This is a genomic window from Pseudomonas sp. MWU13-2517 (assembly GCF_023242545.1).
Taxonomy (GTDB): Bacteria; Pseudomonadota; Gammaproteobacteria; order Pseudomonadales; family Pseudomonadaceae; genus Aquipseudomonas.
Genome location: NZ_JALMFA010000003.1, coordinates 317,576 through 333,094, shown reverse-complemented (window position 1 = coordinate 333,094; position 15,519 = coordinate 317,576). Strand labels below are relative to the sequence as shown.

Here is a 15,519-nt window from a genome sequence, read left to right as displayed (position 1 = left end):
GAGCAGCACATGAGCAAGCCAGGTCAATTGAAGCCACGCCATTTGAAGCTGGGCGCCATGGTCCATGGTGTCGGCCACGGCTGGGGTGAATGGCGCCACCCGCAGGCGCAACCCGATGCCAGCACCAATTTCGGCTTCTACAAGCAGCAGACCGCTTTAGCTGAAGGCGCCAAGTTCGACTTTGTGTTCATCGCCGACAGCCTGCACATTCATGCCAAGTCCAGCCCGCATTACCTCAACCGTTTCGAGCCGCTGACCATCCTCTCTGCGCTCGCGGCAGTGACCACCCATATCGGTTTGGTGGCGACGGTGACCGTCAGCTACACCGAGCCCTACCAGGTGGCGCGCCAGTTTGCCTCCCTGGACCACATCAGCGGCGGCCGCGCCGGCTGGAACGTGGTCACTTCGTGGCTCAGCGGCACCGCCGATAACTTCGGCAAAGCCGAGCATCCACCCCATGCCGTGCGCTACCGCATTGCCAAGGAACACCTCAATGTGGTCAAGGGCCTGTGGGACTCCTGGGAAGATGACGCCTTTGCCTATGACAAACAGAGCGGCGAGTTTTTCACCCCAGGCAAGTTGCACGCGCTGAACCACAAGGGCGAGTTTTTCTCGGTCAAAGGTCCGCTGAACATCGCCCGCTCGGATCAGGGCCAACCGGTGATTTTCCAGGCGGGCACGTCGGAAGACGGGCGCAACTTTGCCGCACAGAATGCCGACGCGATTTTTGTGCATGTGGAGAGCATCGAAGAGGGCCTGGCCTACACCCAGGACCTGAAGCGTCGTGCCAAAGGCTTTGGCCGTGACCCGGACAGCCTGTCGATTTTGCCGGGCATCCGCCCGATCGTCGGCCGTGACGCTGCCGAAGTAGAGAGTCGCTATCAGCAGGCCGTCGACCTGGTCACCGTGGAAGACGCCATCGTTGCCCTCGGCCGCCCTTTCAACGACCACGACTTCAGCCAATACCCGCTGGACGCCCCCTTTCCGGAACTCGGCGACCTGGGGTCCAACAGCCAGAAAGGCGGCTCCGATCGGATCAAGCAATTGGCCAGGGACGAGGGCCTGACCCTGCGCGAAGTGGCGCTGCGCTTCTCGCGGCCCAAGCGCGATTTTGTCGGCACCCCGGAACAGGTCGCCGATGCGCTCCAGACCTGGTTCGAGGCCGGCGCCAGCGATGGTTTCATCATCAATTCGGTACTGCCGGACGGCTTGCAGTACTTCACCGAATGGGTCGTGCCGGTGCTGCAACAGCGCGGGTTGTTCCGCACCGAGTACAGCGGCCATACGTTGCGCGACAACCTGGGACTGGAAGTGCCGGCCAACCGTTACAGCGAGGTTGAAGCCCCGTTGAAGGCGCTGGCTTGAACATTCTCCCCTGTGGGAGCAAACCCCCTCCCACATTGACCGAGTACATTGATCATGACGTCATCTCCCCAACCGTCCTTGCGCTCCGTGGAAGTCGCGCAGTTCGGCGCCCAGCTCGAACGCCTCAGCGCCGAGCTGGCCGCCACCGCCCATCTGTTTGATGAAAGCGGCGCCTTCCCCCACGCCAATTTCAAGCGGTTGCATGAGCACGGCCTGATCGCCCTCACCGTGCCCAAAATACTCGGGGGCGGCGGCGCCAGCCTGCCTCAGGCGCGCAAGGCGATCAGCGCGATTGCCAAGGGCGAGCCCTCCACCGCGCTGATTCTGGTGATGCAATACCTGCAACACACCCGCCTGCAAGACAGCAAAACCTGGCCCCAGCACCTGCGCGTGCAAGTGGCCGAAGACGCTGTGCAGAACGGCGCGCTGATCAACGCCCTGCGTGTCGAGCCCGACCTGGGCACGCCGGCCCGTGGCGGCCTGCCGGCCACCACCGCGGTGCGCACCGCTGAAGGCTGGCGCATCAGCGGGCGCAAGATCTATTCCACCGGCAGCCATGGCTTGAGCTGGTTCAGCGTATGGGCGCGCAGTGACGACGCCGACCCGTTGGTAGGCACCTGGCTGGTGTCGAGAAACAGCCCCGGCGTGAGCATCATCGACACATGGGACCATCTGGGCATGCGCGCCACCTGCAGCCATGAAGTGGTGTTCGACAACGTGTTGGTGCCGCTGGACCACGCGGTCAGCGTCAGTCCCTGGAGCGCGCCACAGCCGGAGCTGGATGCCGAAGGCTTCCTGTGGATGGCCGTGCTGCTCTCCTCGGTGTATGACGCCGTAGCCCAAGCCGCACGGGACTGGCTGGTGAGCTGGCTGGAAGAACGCCAGCCGTCCAACCTCGGCGCCGCGTTGGCCACCCTGCCGCGCTTCCAGGAAACCGTCGGGCATATCGACACCCTACTCTTCGCCAACCGCAGCCTGCTGGACGCCGCCGCCGAAGGCCACACCCCGGCCGCCAACGCTGCGCAACTGAAATACCTGGTGACGCACAACGCGATCCGTGCGGTGGAACTGGCCATCGAAGCGTCGGGCAATCCCGGCCTGTCGCGTCACAGCCCGCTGCAGCGGCACTATCGGGACGTACTGTGCAGCCGCGTCCATACCCCGCAGAACGACGCCGTATTGCAAGGTGTCGGTAAAGCCGTCTTCGCCCAACGCCAGAAGGAACGCACATGAGTCAAGTGACTATCGCCAGCCAGCTGGATGAAGACTTCAACGCCGTGATCCGCGAACGCCTGGCGTCTTTGCACCTCGAAGCCGAGGTCATCGGCGTCCCCGTCGGCGTGCCCAGCGACCTGCCGCCCCAGGCCACTGTCCTGCTCCTGCGTCCGATCAACGTACGCGGCTACACTGCGCCGGACACCCCACCGCCCGGCTGGCCTTACGGTGCCCAGTGGGTGCATCTGGTGTCGTCGGGTATCGACTTCTACCCACAGTGGCTGTTCAACGGCCCGCCGGTGACCACCTCACGGGGCAGCGCCGCCGATAACCTCGCCGAGTTCGCCCTGGCGGCGATCTTTGCTGCGGCCAAACAGTTGCCGGACATCTGGGTGAAGGACGCTCAATGGCAGTTCACCGCACTGCGCCCACTCAAGGGCTCCACCCTGGGCATTCTCGGCTTTGGTGCCATTGGCAAAAGCCTAGCGCACAAGGCCCGGGCACTGGGCATCAACGTGGTAGCACTGCGCCAAAGCGCGGCGCCGTTTGAAATTGAAGGCGTGACAGCGGCGAAGGATATCCACGACCTGTTTGCGCGGGCCGACCACCTGGTGCTGGCGGCGCCACTTACCGAGGCGACGCGGCATATCGTCAACGCCGAGGTGCTGGACAGTGCCAAGCCGGGGTTGCACCTGATCAACATCGCACGCGGCGGCTTGCTCGATCAGGAGGCATTACTGCAGGCCCTGGATAACGGCCGGCTCAGCCTGGCGTCCCTCGACGTAACGGAGCCCGAACCGTTGCCGGATGGGCATCCGCTGTACAGCCATCCGCGCGTACGTTTGTCGCCGCATACCTCAGCGATTTCCACCCGCAGCCAACATGAGATTGCCGATGCATTCCTGGCCAATCTGGAGCGTTACCTGGGCAAGCAAACGCTGCACAACCGCGCCAACTAACAACCGCCGGCGAGGCGCTCCCGTAGAAACTCCACCAGCGCCTGCACCGGCCGCGAACTTTGCCGGTGCTGCGGATACACCGCCGACAGGGTCAGGGCATCGGGGGCGTACTCGTCCAGCAACGTCACCAGGCGCCCGTCTTTCAAGGCATCGGCGACGATAAAGGTCGGCAGGTAGGTGACGCCCATGCCGGCGATCGCCGTGTCGCGCAGCAGCTCGCCGTTATTGACGCGCATGCGTCCGCTGACATTCAGCGAGTGCAACTTGCCCTTGGTCTGGAAACGCCATTGCACCTGACGCCCATGGCCGTAGGGCAGGCAGTCGTGGGTGGCCAGGTCTTCGGGCTTGAGCGGCGTACCGCGCAGGGCCAGATAATCGGGACTGGCGCAGTACACGCGCTGGATGCTGGCGATGCGCCGAGCGATCAAGGTGGAGTCTTCCAGCGTGCCGATGCGCAATACGAGGTCATAGCCCTCGCCGATCAGGTCCACGGGACGGTCGCTCAGGTCGACTTCCACCGAGACGTGAGGGTACCGTTTCAGGAACAACGGCAGCAGGCACCCCAGATGCGCCATCGCAAATGACAATGGCGCGCTGAGACGGATGGTGCCGCGCGGTTCGCTGTTCTGGCCGGCAATGCCCTGCTCCACCTGCTCGACTTCGCCCAGTAGGCGCAAGGCCGATTCATAGTAACTCTGGCCCAGTGGCGTAACGTCGAGGCGGCGGGTGGAGCGGTTGAGCAGACGCACGCCCAGGCGGTCTTCGAGCTGGATCAGGCGGCGACTGACAAATTGCTTGGACAGGCCCAATTGCTCGGCGGCAGCGGTGAAACTGCCGGACTCCATGACCTGACAGAACAGGCGCATGTCTTCGAAGGGGTTCATTGTCGCTTCTCGGTGGACGTTTAAACGGTTTTATAACGAGTCTGTCGCAGCACCACAAATAAAATGTGGGAGCAAGGCTAATACCAGTCAGTTAAGGGTGAACGCTGTATGTGTGGCGAGGGAGCTTGCTCCCGTTGCGCCGCGAAGCGGCCCCGCTCTTTGTTTACAAAGCATGGGACTGCTGCGCAGTCCAACGGGAGCAAGCTCCCTCGCCACAGATTACTTTTTAGACTTTCTCCTTCTTGACTGACTGGCATTAGGATCAGTGATCCGGTTTCCTTTCGGCAACCGTCAACTTCGACAACAAGTCCTACTACACCAACGTGGGCTTCTACAACTCGGCCGCCTACGGTGAGCCGCGCAACGTGATGGTCAGCACCCGCAGGGGCTTCTGATGTGAAGTCTTGATCGCCCTGAGTGATCGAACAAACGCCCGATGAGCGCGATGCGTTCATCGGGCGTTTTTTTATGCGCACACAAACACGGCGCAAAAAAACCGGACCAGTGACTAATACCAGTCAGTTAAGGGTGAACGCCGCATCTGTGGCGAGGGAGCTTGCTCCCGTTGGGCCGCGAAGCGGCCCCGCTCTTTGTTTACACAGCATGGGACTGCTGCGCAGTTCAACGGGAGCAAGCTCCCTCGCCACAGGTTACTTTTTAGCCTTTCTCCTTCTTGACTGACTGGCATTAGGGAGCAAGCTCCCTCTCACAGGGTTTATCTATAACGTTCAGAGCAGGTTACTTGGCAGTGAAGGCCGAGTAGCTGTTCATCAGGTTGCGGTAGTTAGGGATGCGCGGCGACAGCAGGTTGGCCAGGCCCTCCATGTCGTTGCGCCAGTCACGCTGCAGCTCGCAGGCCACGGCGAACCAGTTCACCAGTTGGGCACCGGCGGCGGTCATGCGTGCCCAGGCGGCTTGCTGCACGGTTTCGTTGAAGGTGCCGGAGGCGTCGGTGACCACGAACACTTCAAAGCCTTCTTCCAGCGCGCACAGGGTCGGGAACGCTACGCACACGTCCGTCACTACGCCGGCGATGATGATCTGCTTGCGGCCGGTCGCCTTCACTGCCTTGACGAAATCTTCGTTATCCCACGCGTTGATCTGGCCAGGACGGGCGATGTACGGCGCCTCCGGGAACAGCTCTTTCAGTTCAGGAACCAGCGGGCCGTTGGGGCCGCTTTCGAAGCTGGTGGTGAGGATGGTCGGCAGCTTGAAGAACTTCGCCACATCGGCCAGGGCCAATACGTTGTTCTTGAATTCGTTGGGGGAGAAATCCTGCACCAGGGAGATCAGGCCAGTCTGGTGATCGACCAACAGTACAACCGCGTCATCTTTGTTCAAGCGAGGGCTAGCCATGGTTCAACTCCTTACGGGGGTATGGGTAATCAGAATGCAAAGCACGAGCAGCCGAACGCACCCCAGAAACCCTGGAAGTCGCTGACCGGTACGCTGGAAAGCCGTGCTTTTTCGTGGCTGTGGGAATGCACGCCGCAGGGGCCGCTGCATTGGTGTACCTGGGCCTGCAACGGTGAGCTCGGGCGCCAGTGGCCCGGCACCTTGACCACCGGTGACCAGTCCGGCAGCACCGGCACGCGCGGCGGTGCGTAATCTTCGAAATCGCCGGCGCCGTACACCACCTTGCCGCCGACTACGGTGAGCACCGATTCAATCCACTTGATGGCTTCTTCATCGACACTGAAAAAATCTGCAGACAACGCAGCCACGTCCGCCAATTGGCCAACCTTGATCTGCCCCTTCTTGCCTTGCTCGGACGAGAACCAGGCACTGCCATGGGTGAACAGTTCCAACGCGGTAAGACGCGGCAAACCCTCGGCGTGCAGCGCCAGACCACCGACGGTGCGGCCGCTGACCATCCAGTACAACGAGGTCCACGGGTTATAGCTCGACACCCGCGTGGCATCGGTGCCCGCGCCTACCGGTACGCCTTCGGCGAGCATGCGCTGGATCGGCGGCGTGGCTTCGGCAGCCTTGGCGCCGTAGCGCTCGACAAAATATTCGCCCTGGAACGCCATGCGGTCCTGGATCGCAATACCGCCCCCCAAAGCACGCACACGCTCGATGTTCTGCGGCGTGATGGTTTCGGCATGGTCGAAGAACCACGGCAGGCCATTGAACGGAATGTCGCGGTTGACCTTCTCGAAGACGTCGAGCATGCGCGAGATGGACTCGTTATAGGTCGCGTGCAGGCGGAACGGCCAGCGCTGTTCAACCAAGTGGCGCACCACCGGTTCCAGTTCCTGCTCCATGGTCTGGGGCAGGTCCGGGCGCGGCTCGAGGAAGTCTTCGAAATCGGCGGCCGAGAACACCAGCATCTCGCCGGCGCCGTTGTGGCGCAGGTAATCGTCGCCCTGGTGCAGCTTGACGCTGCCGGTCCAGTTCTTGAAGTCGCTGAGTTCTTCCTTGGGCTTCTGGGTGAACAGGTTGTAGGCAATACGCACCGTCAACTGTTCGTCCTTGGCCAACTGCTCGATCACCGCGTAGTCATCGGGGTAGTTCTGGAAACCGCCACCCGCGTCAATGGCACTGGTGAGGCCCAAGCGATTGAGTTCACGCATGAACTGGCGAGTGGAGTTGACCTGGTACTCCAACGGCAGTTTCGGGCCCTTGGCCAGGGTCGAATACAGAATCATCGCGTTGGGCCGGGCCACCAGCATCCCGGTGGGGTTGCCGTTGCTGTCGCGCACAATCTCGCCACCCGGCGGGTTGGGCGTGTCTTTGGTGTAGCCGGCCACGCGCAACGCAGCGCGGTTGAGCAAGGCGCGGTCGTACAGGTGCAGCACGAACACCGGCGTATCCGGCGCGGCCTGGTTGAGTTCGTCCAGGGTGGGCATGCGTTTTTCGGCGAACTGGAATTCGTTCCAGCCACCGACCACACGTACCCATTGCGGCGTGGGGGTGCGGTCGGCCTGGTCCTTGAGCATGCGCAAGGCATCGGCCAGGGACGGCACGCCTTCCCAGCGCAGCTCGAGGTTGTAATTGAGCCCGCCACGGATCAGGTGCAGGTGCGAGTCGTTGAGACCCGGGATCACCGTGCGGCCCTTGAGGTCGATGACCTGGGTGCCGCTGCCGCGCAGGGCCATGGCTTCTCCATCGGTGCCCACGGCGACGAAGCGCCCCTGGCTGATGGCAACGGCGGTAGCCCGCGGGTTTTCACGATCCACGGTGTGGAACTGGCCATTGAACAAAATCAGATCGGCGTTCATAGGGTTTCCTTTACAGAGGCTTCAAGCCAGGGAGCGAACAGGCGGGTGGCCGCCGGCATCAGCAGGTAGACCACCAGCAAAACGATGGTCAAGGTGATTAGAAACGTGGCGACGACGTAATTGGAGAGCAACGGATGCAGGCGCAGCACCGGCCCCCAGATGATCGGCACCAGCAGGGTCAGCGGCAGGATCACGCACAACGTGACGACCGCCTGTTTCCAGCGCGGTGGCTTGGCCGCTGTATCGGCCAGGGGCGAAAACCAGAACTCGTTGACCGCGCCGACTTCGGTCCGGTCGCCATCGGCGAGCATCGGTGCAGCCTGGTTGATGAGGTCCTGACGTTCGGGGGAGTCCAGCCAATGCTTGAGGTCATCGGCCGAGCGATAGCGCAGCACGCAGGTGAACAGCGCCAATCCGTCCTGCTTGCTGCGCACCACATCCACGCCGAGGTGGCCCGGCCGCCCACCGGCAATACGCACGATGCGTCGCAGCCAGGCTTCGTAATCGGCTTCAAGGCCCTTTTTCACGCGGTGTTTGACCACCAGGGTCACGACCTCATCCGGCCCGCCTTGCGCTGTTGAGTCCATCGTGCTTTTCCTCCGGATGCTTGAACGTGGCAACAGTGTGCAATGCGCCGACCCGCAAAAATTGGATGTATGTGCTCTGCGCCAGAGATGCTTGCAGCGCTCTACACGGGGCGGGCATTCACCGGTAAGGTAGGTGACGACCTGCGCTCATCGACCACGGATATCGATCATGGCTCAACCCGCTGCTGCCCCCGGAATGCTGTGTCCACAGCGGGAAAAAAGGGTCAGGCAATTGATCCTCGCCAACCTTTCCGGGCCTCTGGAGGTGACGGAACTGGCCCGCGCCTGTGACCTGTCGCGCAGCCACTTCTCCCGGGCCTTCAAGCGCACTATAGGTGTAGCGCCCCAGGAATGGATTCGCCAGCAACGCATCAAGCAGGCCAAGGTGTTGATCAGCATTACGGCCCTGAGCCTGACGCAGATCAGCCAGGAATGCGGGTTCTGCGACCAGGCGCACTTCTGCCACCTGTTCAGCCGCAGCGAAGGGATAAACCCGATGACCTGGCGCAGGTTGCAACTGCGCTACCGCGATCATCTGCGGGCTGCTCAACGGGCCATCGTCAACTGTAATGGGACAGTCATTCAAAATTCAGCTTCTTAATCAACCTGAAGCTAACCAGTAACCTTCTTCTCACACCGAAGCCCTGCATCGTGCAGCCAGCTTCTTTTGAGGAGAACACCCCATGCTGACCCTTCGCAAAGCCTCGGAACGCGGCGCCGCCAATCACGGTTGGTTGAAGTCGTTCCACACCTTCTCATTCGCCAATTACTGGAACCCCCAGGAGCAAGGTTTTTCCGACCTGCTGGTGATCAACGATGACCGCGTCGCCGCCGGTAAAGGCTTCGGCCAGCACCCGCACCGCGACATGGAGATTTTCTCCTACGTGCTCGAAGGCGCCTTGGAACACAAGGACACCCTGGGCACCGGTTCGGTGATCCGCCCTGGCGACGTGCAACTGATGAGCGCCGGCAGCGGCGTGGCCCACAGCGAGTTCAACCATAGCCAGACCCGTGGTGTGCACTTCCTGCAAATCTGGATCGTGCCGGATGTGGTCGGTGCCAAGCCGCGCTATCAGCAAGAGCACTTCAGCGAGGCGCAGAAACGTGGGCGCCTGCAGTTGATCATCTCGCCGGATGGCGCCAATGGCTCGCTCAACGTGCGCCAGGATGCACGGGTCTATGCCGGCCTGTTCAACGGCGATGAAAGCGCGACTCTGGATCTGGCACCGGACCGCTACGTGTATATCCATGTGGCACGTGGCAGCGTCGAGATCAACGGGCAGCGCTTGCAGGAAGGTGACGGCGCACGCATTCGCGATGAGCGCCAGATTCGCCTGAGCCAGGGCAATGAAGCCGAGGTGCTGGTGTTTGACCTGCGCCCTCAGGAACTGCCGCAGATGCCATGACCGGCCCTGCGATGGCCCGTTGGAACGGGCCATCGTTGGCATCGATAGTCACCATCAGCTCAATGAAGTTCTCTTAAAAAAACCAACGCGTAACATCAAACCCATACCAGGCAACACCCAAACTCACTATCGGAGCACACACTCATGAAACGCCAAATCTTGCTTAGCCTCGCTTTCTCGGTACTCGCTGCCAATGCTTTCGCTCACCCTGTTGTCGCTGAAGGCGGTGCAGATCGCCTGATGGACAGCCGTGTAGCTGAAAGCGGTTCTGATCGCCTGCTGGAACGCCGTGTAGCCGAAGGCGGCGCGGATCGCCTGCAACAACGTGGCCTGGCCGAAGGTGGTGCAGATCGTCTGCAACAACGTGGCCTGGCCGAAGGTGGCGCGGATCGTCTGCAACAACGTGGCTTGGCTGAAGGTGGCGCGGATCGTCTGCAGGAACGTGGCCTTGCTGAAGGTGGCGCGGATCGTCTGCAGGAACGTGGCCTGGCCGAAGGCGGTGCGGATCGTCTGCAGGAACGTGGCCTGGCAGAAGGTGGTGCCGACCGTCTGCATAGCAACAATGCATAACCCCGCACTGTTGGCGGGAACCCCAAACCGGCCTGATCAGCCGGTTTTTTTTCGCCCTCGATTAATGCAGGTTGCGCTCCAGCCACAGCACTGCCTTTCCGATCTGCTGCCGTGCTTCGATGCGTTCATGCACATGCTTGACCGTTTCCAACGTGTAATGCCCTTCGATCTCCACCGTCAGCGAGCCCTCCAGCATCGCCGCAAACACCGCGTTCGCCCGTCGTTGCACGGTGGGACCATCGGCCATATGGTCGGCCAGCCGCGGTCGTGTCAAAAATAATGAACCGGCTTCCCCTAGCTCAATCGGATCAAGATCCGTCAGCGAGCCCGAGACATTGCCGTAGTTGACGATCAACCCGCGCGTCCGGCATGCCCTGAAACTGTCACGCAAGGTGGTTTTACCCAGCGAATCAAACACCACGTCCACCCCTCGCCCATCGGTGGCCTCCAGGACACGCTCGGCAAACCCGTCATAGGTAAAGGCGTGGTGGGCCCCCCGCTGCAGGGCAATCGCAGATTTTTCAGCGGTGCTACCGGTCGTGAACACGGTCGCGCCGAGTCGACGCGCCATCTGCACCAGCAACTGACCGATGCTGCCTGATGCCGCGTGGATCAGGCAGGTATCACCGGCTTTCAGCCGCGCCACATCCTCAATCAGATAATGGGCGGTGCAGCCCTGAAACATCGCCGCAGCCGCCTGATCGAAAGGGATCGCGGTGGGAATCTGCGCGACTTTTTCGGCAGGCACACAGGCGTACTCGGCATAGGCCCCCCAGGCAATACACCACGCCACGCGGTCGCCCACGTGCAAATGTCTGACGTCGGCCCCCACTTCCACCACCACACCCGCCCCTTCCATGCCCAGTGTGCATGGCAGGCGCACCGGGTAGGTCACTGACCGGGCGTATTTGCCCTGTCGGGTATGGATATCCATGAAATTGATGCCCGCGCAGGCGACCTGCACCAACACATGCCCCGCCGTGACCTGAGGTTTGGGTACGTCATCGCGCAGTTGGGCCACTTCAGGGCCACCGTAGGTGTGCAGGGTGATGGCTTTCATGGGGTACAACTCCATTTGCAGTAGGAAGTGCCCATGGTAAAAGGACGCTATCAGCCTGAAAATTCCCCATCCATTCACAACCTCCGCGCGGAAATAACCCGATGTTTGACTGGCAGGATCTGTATTACTTCACCGTATTGGCACGCACCCAGTCGCTATCGGCCGCCGCGCGGGAGTTGCAGGTGGAACATGCCACCGTCGGGCGTCGCGTCGATGCGCTGGAAAAAGCCCTGGGCGTCAAGCTGGTAGACCGCTTGCCGCGCAGCCGGCCGCTGACTGCGCAGGGCTTGGCCTTGGCGAACCTGGCGGCCGGCATGGGCGAAATGGCCACTGACGTCATGCGCCTGTCGCGGGTCGCCTCCATCGAAATGGCCGGCACGGTACGGGTCAGTTGCCCGCCGTCCATCGCCAACCACTGCATCGCTCCGCACATAGCCCGTTTGCGTGCCCAGTACCCCCAGTTGAATCTGGTGCTGATGCCGTCTACCCAGGTGGCGGCACTGGACAAGGGCGAGGCCGATATCGCCCTGCGCACCGTGCGTCCCGACGAGAACGCGCTGGTGCGGCGCACGGTCGGCGTGGTGCGCTTCGGGCTGTATGGCTCGCCCGAACTCCAACAATTGCCGGCCGCGCAGTGGGGCTTCGTCGCCTATGACAGTAGCCGCGACCACCTGCCCCAACAGGCGTGGATGCATCAAATACGCGGCCAACGCCCGGTAGTGTTTGCCGCCAGTGAGCTGATTACCCAGCAAATGGCAGCCCGCGCCCAGGTCGGCGCGGTGGTATTGCCGACCCTGGTGGGCGACCACGACCCGTTACTGGTCAGGCTGCCCACTGCCAGCGAAGGCCCGGTGCGCGATATCTGGCTCACGGTGTACCCGGATATCCGCCGCTCACCGTTGGTGAAAGTGGTGATGGAGTTTCTGGTGACGTGTATCGAAGACGAGCCGCAATTGCGCCGTTGAATCAGCTCGTAACGCCGAGGAATTTCTTGCGATACGCCGCCGGCAACATTCCGACCCGTTGCTGGAACAGGCGGCGAAATGAATTGCTGTCTTCATACCCCACCGCGTAGGTGATGCTTTCCAGGGTCATGCGCGTCGATTCGAGCATCTGCTTGGCCCGCTCCAGGCGCAGGGCCTGCACATAGGCAATCGGTGTATGAGCGGTAGCCTCCTTGAAGCGCCGCTTGAAATTACGCACGCCAAAACCAAAGCGTCGCGCCACCTCGTCGATCACCAGCGGTTGGGCAAAGTGCTGTTCCAACCAGTGCTGTACCCGCAGAATCTCACCGTCGCCATGGTTCTTGGGCAGCGACCACATGGCATACACCGATTGTTCGGTGCGCACCGTGTCGATCAGCAGGTATCGGCTGCACGTATGGGCCAGCTCCGGCGAACCGAAACGGCGGATCAGGTGCAGCACCAGGTCCATGGCCGCACTGGCGCCGCCACAGGTGATGATGCGGTTTTCTTCGCACAGGATCTGCGCATCATCCAGGCGCACCGTGGCGTAGCGGCGCCGGAACAGCTCGGCGAACGCCCAGTGGGTGGTGGCGCGCACGTCGTGCAACAGGCCGGTTTCGGCCAGCAGAAAGGCGGCCGTGCACATCGAAGCGAGCACCGCACCACGGGCATGCTGTTCACGTAGCCAGGGGCTGTAGCTGGGAAACGCCGGCAAGGCGTCTTTCAAGGTAAAGAGAAACCCCGGGATCAATACCAGGTCGGTCTGGGCCACTTGCGCCAGCGACCGGTCCACCTGCAAACGCTGCCCGCCCCAGGCATCCACAGGCTGGCCGTCGAGCGACGCGACCACGATCTCAAAGGGTGGCGCCTCAGCAAACAGGTTGGCGGCATTGAGCATTTCCAGGACCAGGGTGGCGCTGGCGGCGGAGCACTGCTCGGCCAGGAGCAAGGTGATGTGCATTTAGGAGTCTTCTTGCGCTTTTCGCATGTAAAAAGTCATTTGCGCACCTACCTTAGCCGATTCGACGCCTTTACAGTGCGCGCTCCGATCAACTGTCTGGCGTTTTTATGAATCTCTGGTTTCGCTTGTTCCGCATGTTGTGCCGCCGCCCATGGCGCAAGCCCGCCCACGGCCTGGACACCACGGTGGTGCGCATGCGGGTGTGGCCACTGGACCTGGACATCAACCGCCATGTCACCAACGGCCGGTATTTTTCCCTGGCAGACGTGGCGCGCATGGATTTTGTACTGCGCACCGGCGCCTTTCGCGTGGCCCTGCGCAAAAAAGCCTTGCCGATCGTGGGCGATACCTGGGGCAAGTTCCGCCGCGAGTTGAAGCTGTTCGAAGTGTTCGAGGTGCACACCCGCATGCTCGGCTGGGACCACAAGTGGAGCCTGATGGAGCACCGCTTCGTGAGCAAGGGCCGGGTAATCGGCGTGGTGGTGATGCGCGGGCTGTTCCGCAGCGCCAAAGGCACCCTGCCCCCGGCGGATTTCCTGCGCGAACTGGGCCTGGACGAGACCTCACCACCGATGCCGCAGTGGCTGAGCGACTGGGCAGCCAGTTGTGACGCCATGAGTGTGCAGTTGCGGGGGGAAGAGCAGGTTTGAGTTATCGGCCCACCGAGTCACGCCCCCTTTTTGACCTTCAAATGCCGCGCATACCATGGCCGCTGCGGCACACGCTTGAACAAGCCCTTGAGCAGCTCTTCATCGGCACCGAAGGTGATGCGCAGGGCCAGTTTCATGGTTTCCGGGTCCATCTCCATTGAGCGGCCCATCTGCAGGCCCGGCGTGGTGCTGCACCCATGGGTATCGGGGCCCAGCCATGGGTCGTCGACTTCGACCCAGCGACCCGCTGCAAACCAGGCCACACCGTTGACTTGCAGGCGGCTGACCTCGCCTGGGTGGAAGCGCTCGTGGGCGCGGAACCAGTCTTCGATGCGGTCGTCGATCCAGCCGTGAAAATGCCAGAACACTGGGTTGACGTGGGAGGAGAACGGGTCGCCGAGGAAGTCGTTTTCGGGCGCATACCAGCGGGCGGCAAAGTCCGAGGGATCACGGGCGAATGGCACCGGGGCGCCGTTGGACGGGTCACGCGGCACCGAGGCCCAGCGCATGTGCAGCCAGTCGTGCAGGCCCAGTTCCATTTCCGAGCCCAACTGGCCCAGGGTCAACTTAGCCAGGTAGCGTGGGTCGCGGTATTGGGATTCCCACACCTGGAAGTTGCTGTGGTAAGTCTCGGTCGCCTTGATGTCGCCGACCCACTGGGTGTAGTCGGCATCGTCCGGGGCCGACCAGGCCGGTGGCAGCGCGAAGCCGTCATGGTTGTCGAAGTAACGCACGAAGCCCAGGCGATCACGCTCCAGCGCCGGTTGCGGTTCGGGGAATTGCGGCCAGGACGGCAGGTCCTGCATGGAGCGTGCAGTGCCGAGCATATGGCGGTGCATGAAGAAGAAGTCGATGCCCGAGCCGTTGCGGTCCTTGCGCTTGCCTCGAGCGTCGCGTTCCTGGCCACGCGGGCCGGGTTGCCAGCCGATGCCGCGCAGGGCGTCGCGTTTTTCCTCGGAGAGCTTGTGCCATTGGTCACGGGTGGCGTGCCACAGCTGGTGAAACAGGCGGTGCTCGGGCGAGATCAGCCAGGCCAGCAGAGTGGGGTTGAGGCCGATGCGCTGGCGGGCTTCGGGGAACAGCTGTTTGTGGGCGACAAAACGGTTGTCGCGTTCGGTCAACGCCAACGGGCGATTGAGGTCGAGGATCTGCCCGGACAAGGTGCCGCTGCCGGCGTTGCCGAAGTCGGCCCAGACTTCATCGAGGGTCATCTTGAATTCATAGGCGGGCACGCCCGAGGGTGAGTCACGGTCGATCAGGCGCCAGTAGAGCAAGGCGCCCTCGCCCGTCACTAAATCACCCAGCACGCGGTAGCGCGGCTCGCCCTCGGCGCGCAGGTTATCAAGGGTGTCGAGGTAACCGCGCAGGCCACGGCCACGGGGGGCGATGTCCAGCAGCAACGCCAAACCTTGCACAGGCAGGCCCTTGAGGCCGGCGTCCTGCCCTTCCAGGCGCAGGTTCCATACGCCGCGCAACGTGTTCGCCAGGTGCTGGCCCTGGGTGTCGGCCAGGTCGACCGTGGCTTCGCCGGGGGTGATGGGGAACTCTTCTTCCCGCGTCAACTCACGATGGGCATAAAAGGCCGCCGGCACGGCCGCGCCGGTCAGCGCCAGGCCTGCGATGAACCCACGTCGAGAGATCGTCATTGTCTACCTTAGGAAACGGCTTAATCA

15 protein-coding genes are annotated in these 15,519 nt (G+C 62.3%); 8 read left to right on the top strand and 7 right to left on the bottom strand.

The window, feature by feature from the left end; all coding sequences use genetic code 11:
• The first annotated feature begins 9 nt into the window (after positions 1-9).
• The 3 genes from M5B97_RS06585 to M5B97_RS06575 are packed head-to-tail and all read left to right on the top strand — an operon-like array spanning position 10 to position 3,539.
• The gene (locus M5B97_RS06585) at positions 10-1,365 is read left to right on the top strand and encodes an LLM class flavin-dependent oxidoreductase (protein WP_123718086.1); all 1,356 of its coding nucleotides are present in this window, start codon (positions 10-12) and stop codon (positions 1,363-1,365) included.
• A 54-nt stretch (positions 1,366-1,419) separates the two neighbouring features.
• Positions 1,420-2,598, top strand: coding sequence for an acyl-CoA dehydrogenase family protein (locus M5B97_RS06580; protein ID WP_248731044.1), 1,179 nt, complete (start codon positions 1,420-1,422; stop codon positions 2,596-2,598).
• Positions 2,595-3,539 carry a D-isomer specific 2-hydroxyacid dehydrogenase family protein gene (locus M5B97_RS06575; RefSeq protein ID WP_248731043.1) on the top strand — a complete coding sequence of 315 codons (945 nt, stop codon included), beginning with the start codon at positions 2,595-2,597 and terminating at the stop codon, positions 3,537-3,539. Before M5B97_RS06580 ends, M5B97_RS06575 begins: the two co-directional genes overlap by 4 nt.
• Here M5B97_RS06575 and M5B97_RS06570 read toward each other — a convergent pair.
• The 4 genes from M5B97_RS06570 to M5B97_RS06555 all read right to left on the bottom strand — a co-directional run bounded on the left by M5B97_RS06570 (position 3,536) and on the right by M5B97_RS06555 (position 8,234).
• Positions 3,536-4,423, bottom strand: coding sequence for a LysR family transcriptional regulator (locus M5B97_RS06570; RefSeq protein ID WP_123718084.1), 888 nt, complete (start codon positions 4,421-4,423; stop codon positions 3,536-3,538). The genes M5B97_RS06575 and M5B97_RS06570 overlap by 4 nt on opposite strands.
• Before the next feature lie 738 nt (positions 4,424-5,161).
• On the bottom strand, positions 5,162-5,779 hold the full coding sequence (gene ycaC, locus M5B97_RS06565) for an isochorismate family cysteine hydrolase YcaC (protein WP_134659618.1): 618 nt from the start codon (positions 5,777-5,779) through the stop codon (positions 5,162-5,164).
• 29 nt (positions 5,780-5,808) lie between these two features.
• Complete coding sequence (locus M5B97_RS06560) at positions 5,809-7,647, bottom strand: amidohydrolase (protein WP_123718082.1); 1,839 nt, start codon at positions 7,645-7,647, stop codon at positions 5,809-5,811.
• Complete coding sequence (locus M5B97_RS06555; RefSeq protein WP_123718081.1) at positions 7,644-8,234, bottom strand: antibiotic biosynthesis monooxygenase; 591 nt, start codon at positions 8,232-8,234, stop codon at positions 7,644-7,646. The genes M5B97_RS06560 and M5B97_RS06555 overlap by 4 nt, the downstream gene beginning before the upstream one ends.
• Positions 8,235-8,403: 169 nt before the next feature.
• Between M5B97_RS06555 and M5B97_RS06550 the strand changes: the two genes are divergently transcribed.
• The 3 genes from M5B97_RS06550 to M5B97_RS06540 all read left to right on the top strand — a co-directional run bounded on the left by M5B97_RS06550 (position 8,404) and on the right by M5B97_RS06540 (position 10,210).
• Positions 8,404-8,835, top strand: coding sequence for an AraC family transcriptional regulator (locus tag M5B97_RS06550; protein ID WP_248731042.1), 432 nt, complete (start codon positions 8,404-8,406; stop codon positions 8,833-8,835).
• 82 nt (positions 8,836-8,917) lie between these two features.
• Positions 8,918-9,640 carry a pirin family protein gene (locus tag M5B97_RS06545; RefSeq protein ID WP_123718079.1) on the top strand — a complete coding sequence of 241 codons (723 nt, stop codon included), beginning with the start codon at positions 8,918-8,920 and terminating at the stop codon, positions 9,638-9,640.
• Between the two features lie 144 nt (positions 9,641-9,784).
• Positions 9,785-10,210, top strand: a complete 426-nt coding sequence (locus M5B97_RS06540; protein ID WP_248731041.1) for a hypothetical protein — start codon at positions 9,785-9,787, stop codon at positions 10,208-10,210.
• 61 nt (positions 10,211-10,271) lie between these two features.
• Here the strand turns inward: M5B97_RS06540 and M5B97_RS06535 are convergent, their stop codons facing one another.
• Positions 10,272-11,270, bottom strand: a complete 999-nt coding sequence (locus tag M5B97_RS06535; protein ID WP_248731040.1) for a quinone oxidoreductase — start codon at positions 11,268-11,270, stop codon at positions 10,272-10,274.
• A 101-nt stretch (positions 11,271-11,371) separates the two neighbouring features.
• On the opposite strand from M5B97_RS06535, the gene M5B97_RS06530 reads away from it, so the two are divergent.
• Positions 11,372-12,235, top strand: a complete 864-nt coding sequence (locus M5B97_RS06530; RefSeq protein ID WP_248731039.1) for a LysR family transcriptional regulator — start codon at positions 11,372-11,374, stop codon at positions 12,233-12,235.
• A gap of 1 nt (position 12,236) precedes the next feature.
• Here the strand turns inward: M5B97_RS06530 and M5B97_RS06525 are convergent, their stop codons facing one another.
• Positions 12,237-13,196 carry a helix-turn-helix domain-containing protein gene (locus M5B97_RS06525; RefSeq protein WP_134659606.1) on the bottom strand — a complete coding sequence of 320 codons (960 nt, stop codon included), beginning with the start codon at positions 13,194-13,196 and terminating at the stop codon, positions 12,237-12,239.
• 107 nt (positions 13,197-13,303) lie between these two features.
• Between M5B97_RS06525 and M5B97_RS06520 the strand changes: the two genes are divergently transcribed.
• On the top strand, positions 13,304-13,846 hold the full coding sequence (locus tag M5B97_RS06520; RefSeq protein WP_248731038.1) for a thioesterase family protein: 543 nt from the start codon (positions 13,304-13,306) through the stop codon (positions 13,844-13,846).
• 17 nt (positions 13,847-13,863) lie between these two features.
• Here the strand turns inward: M5B97_RS06520 and M5B97_RS06515 are convergent, their stop codons facing one another.
• Entirely contained in the window at positions 13,864-15,492 is a 1,629-nt protein-coding gene (locus M5B97_RS06515; RefSeq protein WP_248731037.1) for a PvdJ/PvdD/PvdP-like protein, read from the bottom strand.
• Positions 15,493-15,519: the final 27 nt, after the last annotated feature.

Excerpts from the sequence above, each read along its gene's own strand:
- M5B97_RS06570 (WP_123718084.1), bottom strand. The coding sequence starts at position 4,423 with ATGAACCCCTTCGAAGACATGCGCCTGTTCTGTCAGGTCATGGAGTCC.
- M5B97_RS06580 (WP_248731044.1), top strand. The coding sequence starts at position 1,420 with ATGACGTCATCTCCCCAACCGTCCTTGCGCTCCGTGGAAGTCGCGCAG.
- M5B97_RS06545 (WP_123718079.1), top strand. The coding sequence starts at position 8,918 with ATGCTGACCCTTCGCAAAGCCTCGGAACGCGGCGCCGCCAATCACGGT.
- M5B97_RS06550 (WP_248731042.1), top strand. The coding sequence starts at position 8,404 with ATGGCTCAACCCGCTGCTGCCCCCGGAATGCTGTGTCCACAGCGGGAA.
- M5B97_RS06555 (WP_123718081.1), bottom strand. The coding sequence starts at position 8,234 with ATGGACTCAACAGCGCAAGGCGGGCCGGATGAGGTCGTGACCCTGGTG.
- M5B97_RS06530 (WP_248731039.1), top strand. The coding sequence starts at position 11,372 with ATGTTTGACTGGCAGGATCTGTATTACTTCACCGTATTGGCACGCACC.
- M5B97_RS06525 (WP_134659606.1), bottom strand. The coding sequence starts at position 13,196 with ATGCACATCACCTTGCTCCTGGCCGAGCAGTGCTCCGCCGCCAGCGCC.
- ycaC (WP_134659618.1), bottom strand. The coding sequence starts at position 5,779 with ATGGCTAGCCCTCGCTTGAACAAAGATGACGCGGTTGTACTGTTGGTC.
- M5B97_RS06535 (WP_248731040.1), bottom strand. The coding sequence starts at position 11,270 with ATGAAAGCCATCACCCTGCACACCTACGGTGGCCCTGAAGTGGCCCAA.
- M5B97_RS06575 (WP_248731043.1), top strand. The coding sequence starts at position 2,595 with ATGAGTCAAGTGACTATCGCCAGCCAGCTGGATGAAGACTTCAACGCC.
- M5B97_RS06520 (WP_248731038.1), top strand. The coding sequence starts at position 13,304 with ATGAATCTCTGGTTTCGCTTGTTCCGCATGTTGTGCCGCCGCCCATGG.
- M5B97_RS06540 (WP_248731041.1), top strand. The coding sequence starts at position 9,785 with ATGAAACGCCAAATCTTGCTTAGCCTCGCTTTCTCGGTACTCGCTGCC.
- M5B97_RS06560 (WP_123718082.1), bottom strand. The coding sequence starts at position 7,647 with ATGAACGCCGATCTGATTTTGTTCAATGGCCAGTTCCACACCGTGGAT.
- M5B97_RS06585 (WP_123718086.1), top strand. The coding sequence starts at position 10 with ATGAGCAAGCCAGGTCAATTGAAGCCACGCCATTTGAAGCTGGGCGCC.
- M5B97_RS06515 (WP_248731037.1), bottom strand. The coding sequence starts at position 15,492 with ATGACGATCTCTCGACGTGGGTTCATCGCAGGCCTGGCGCTGACCGGC.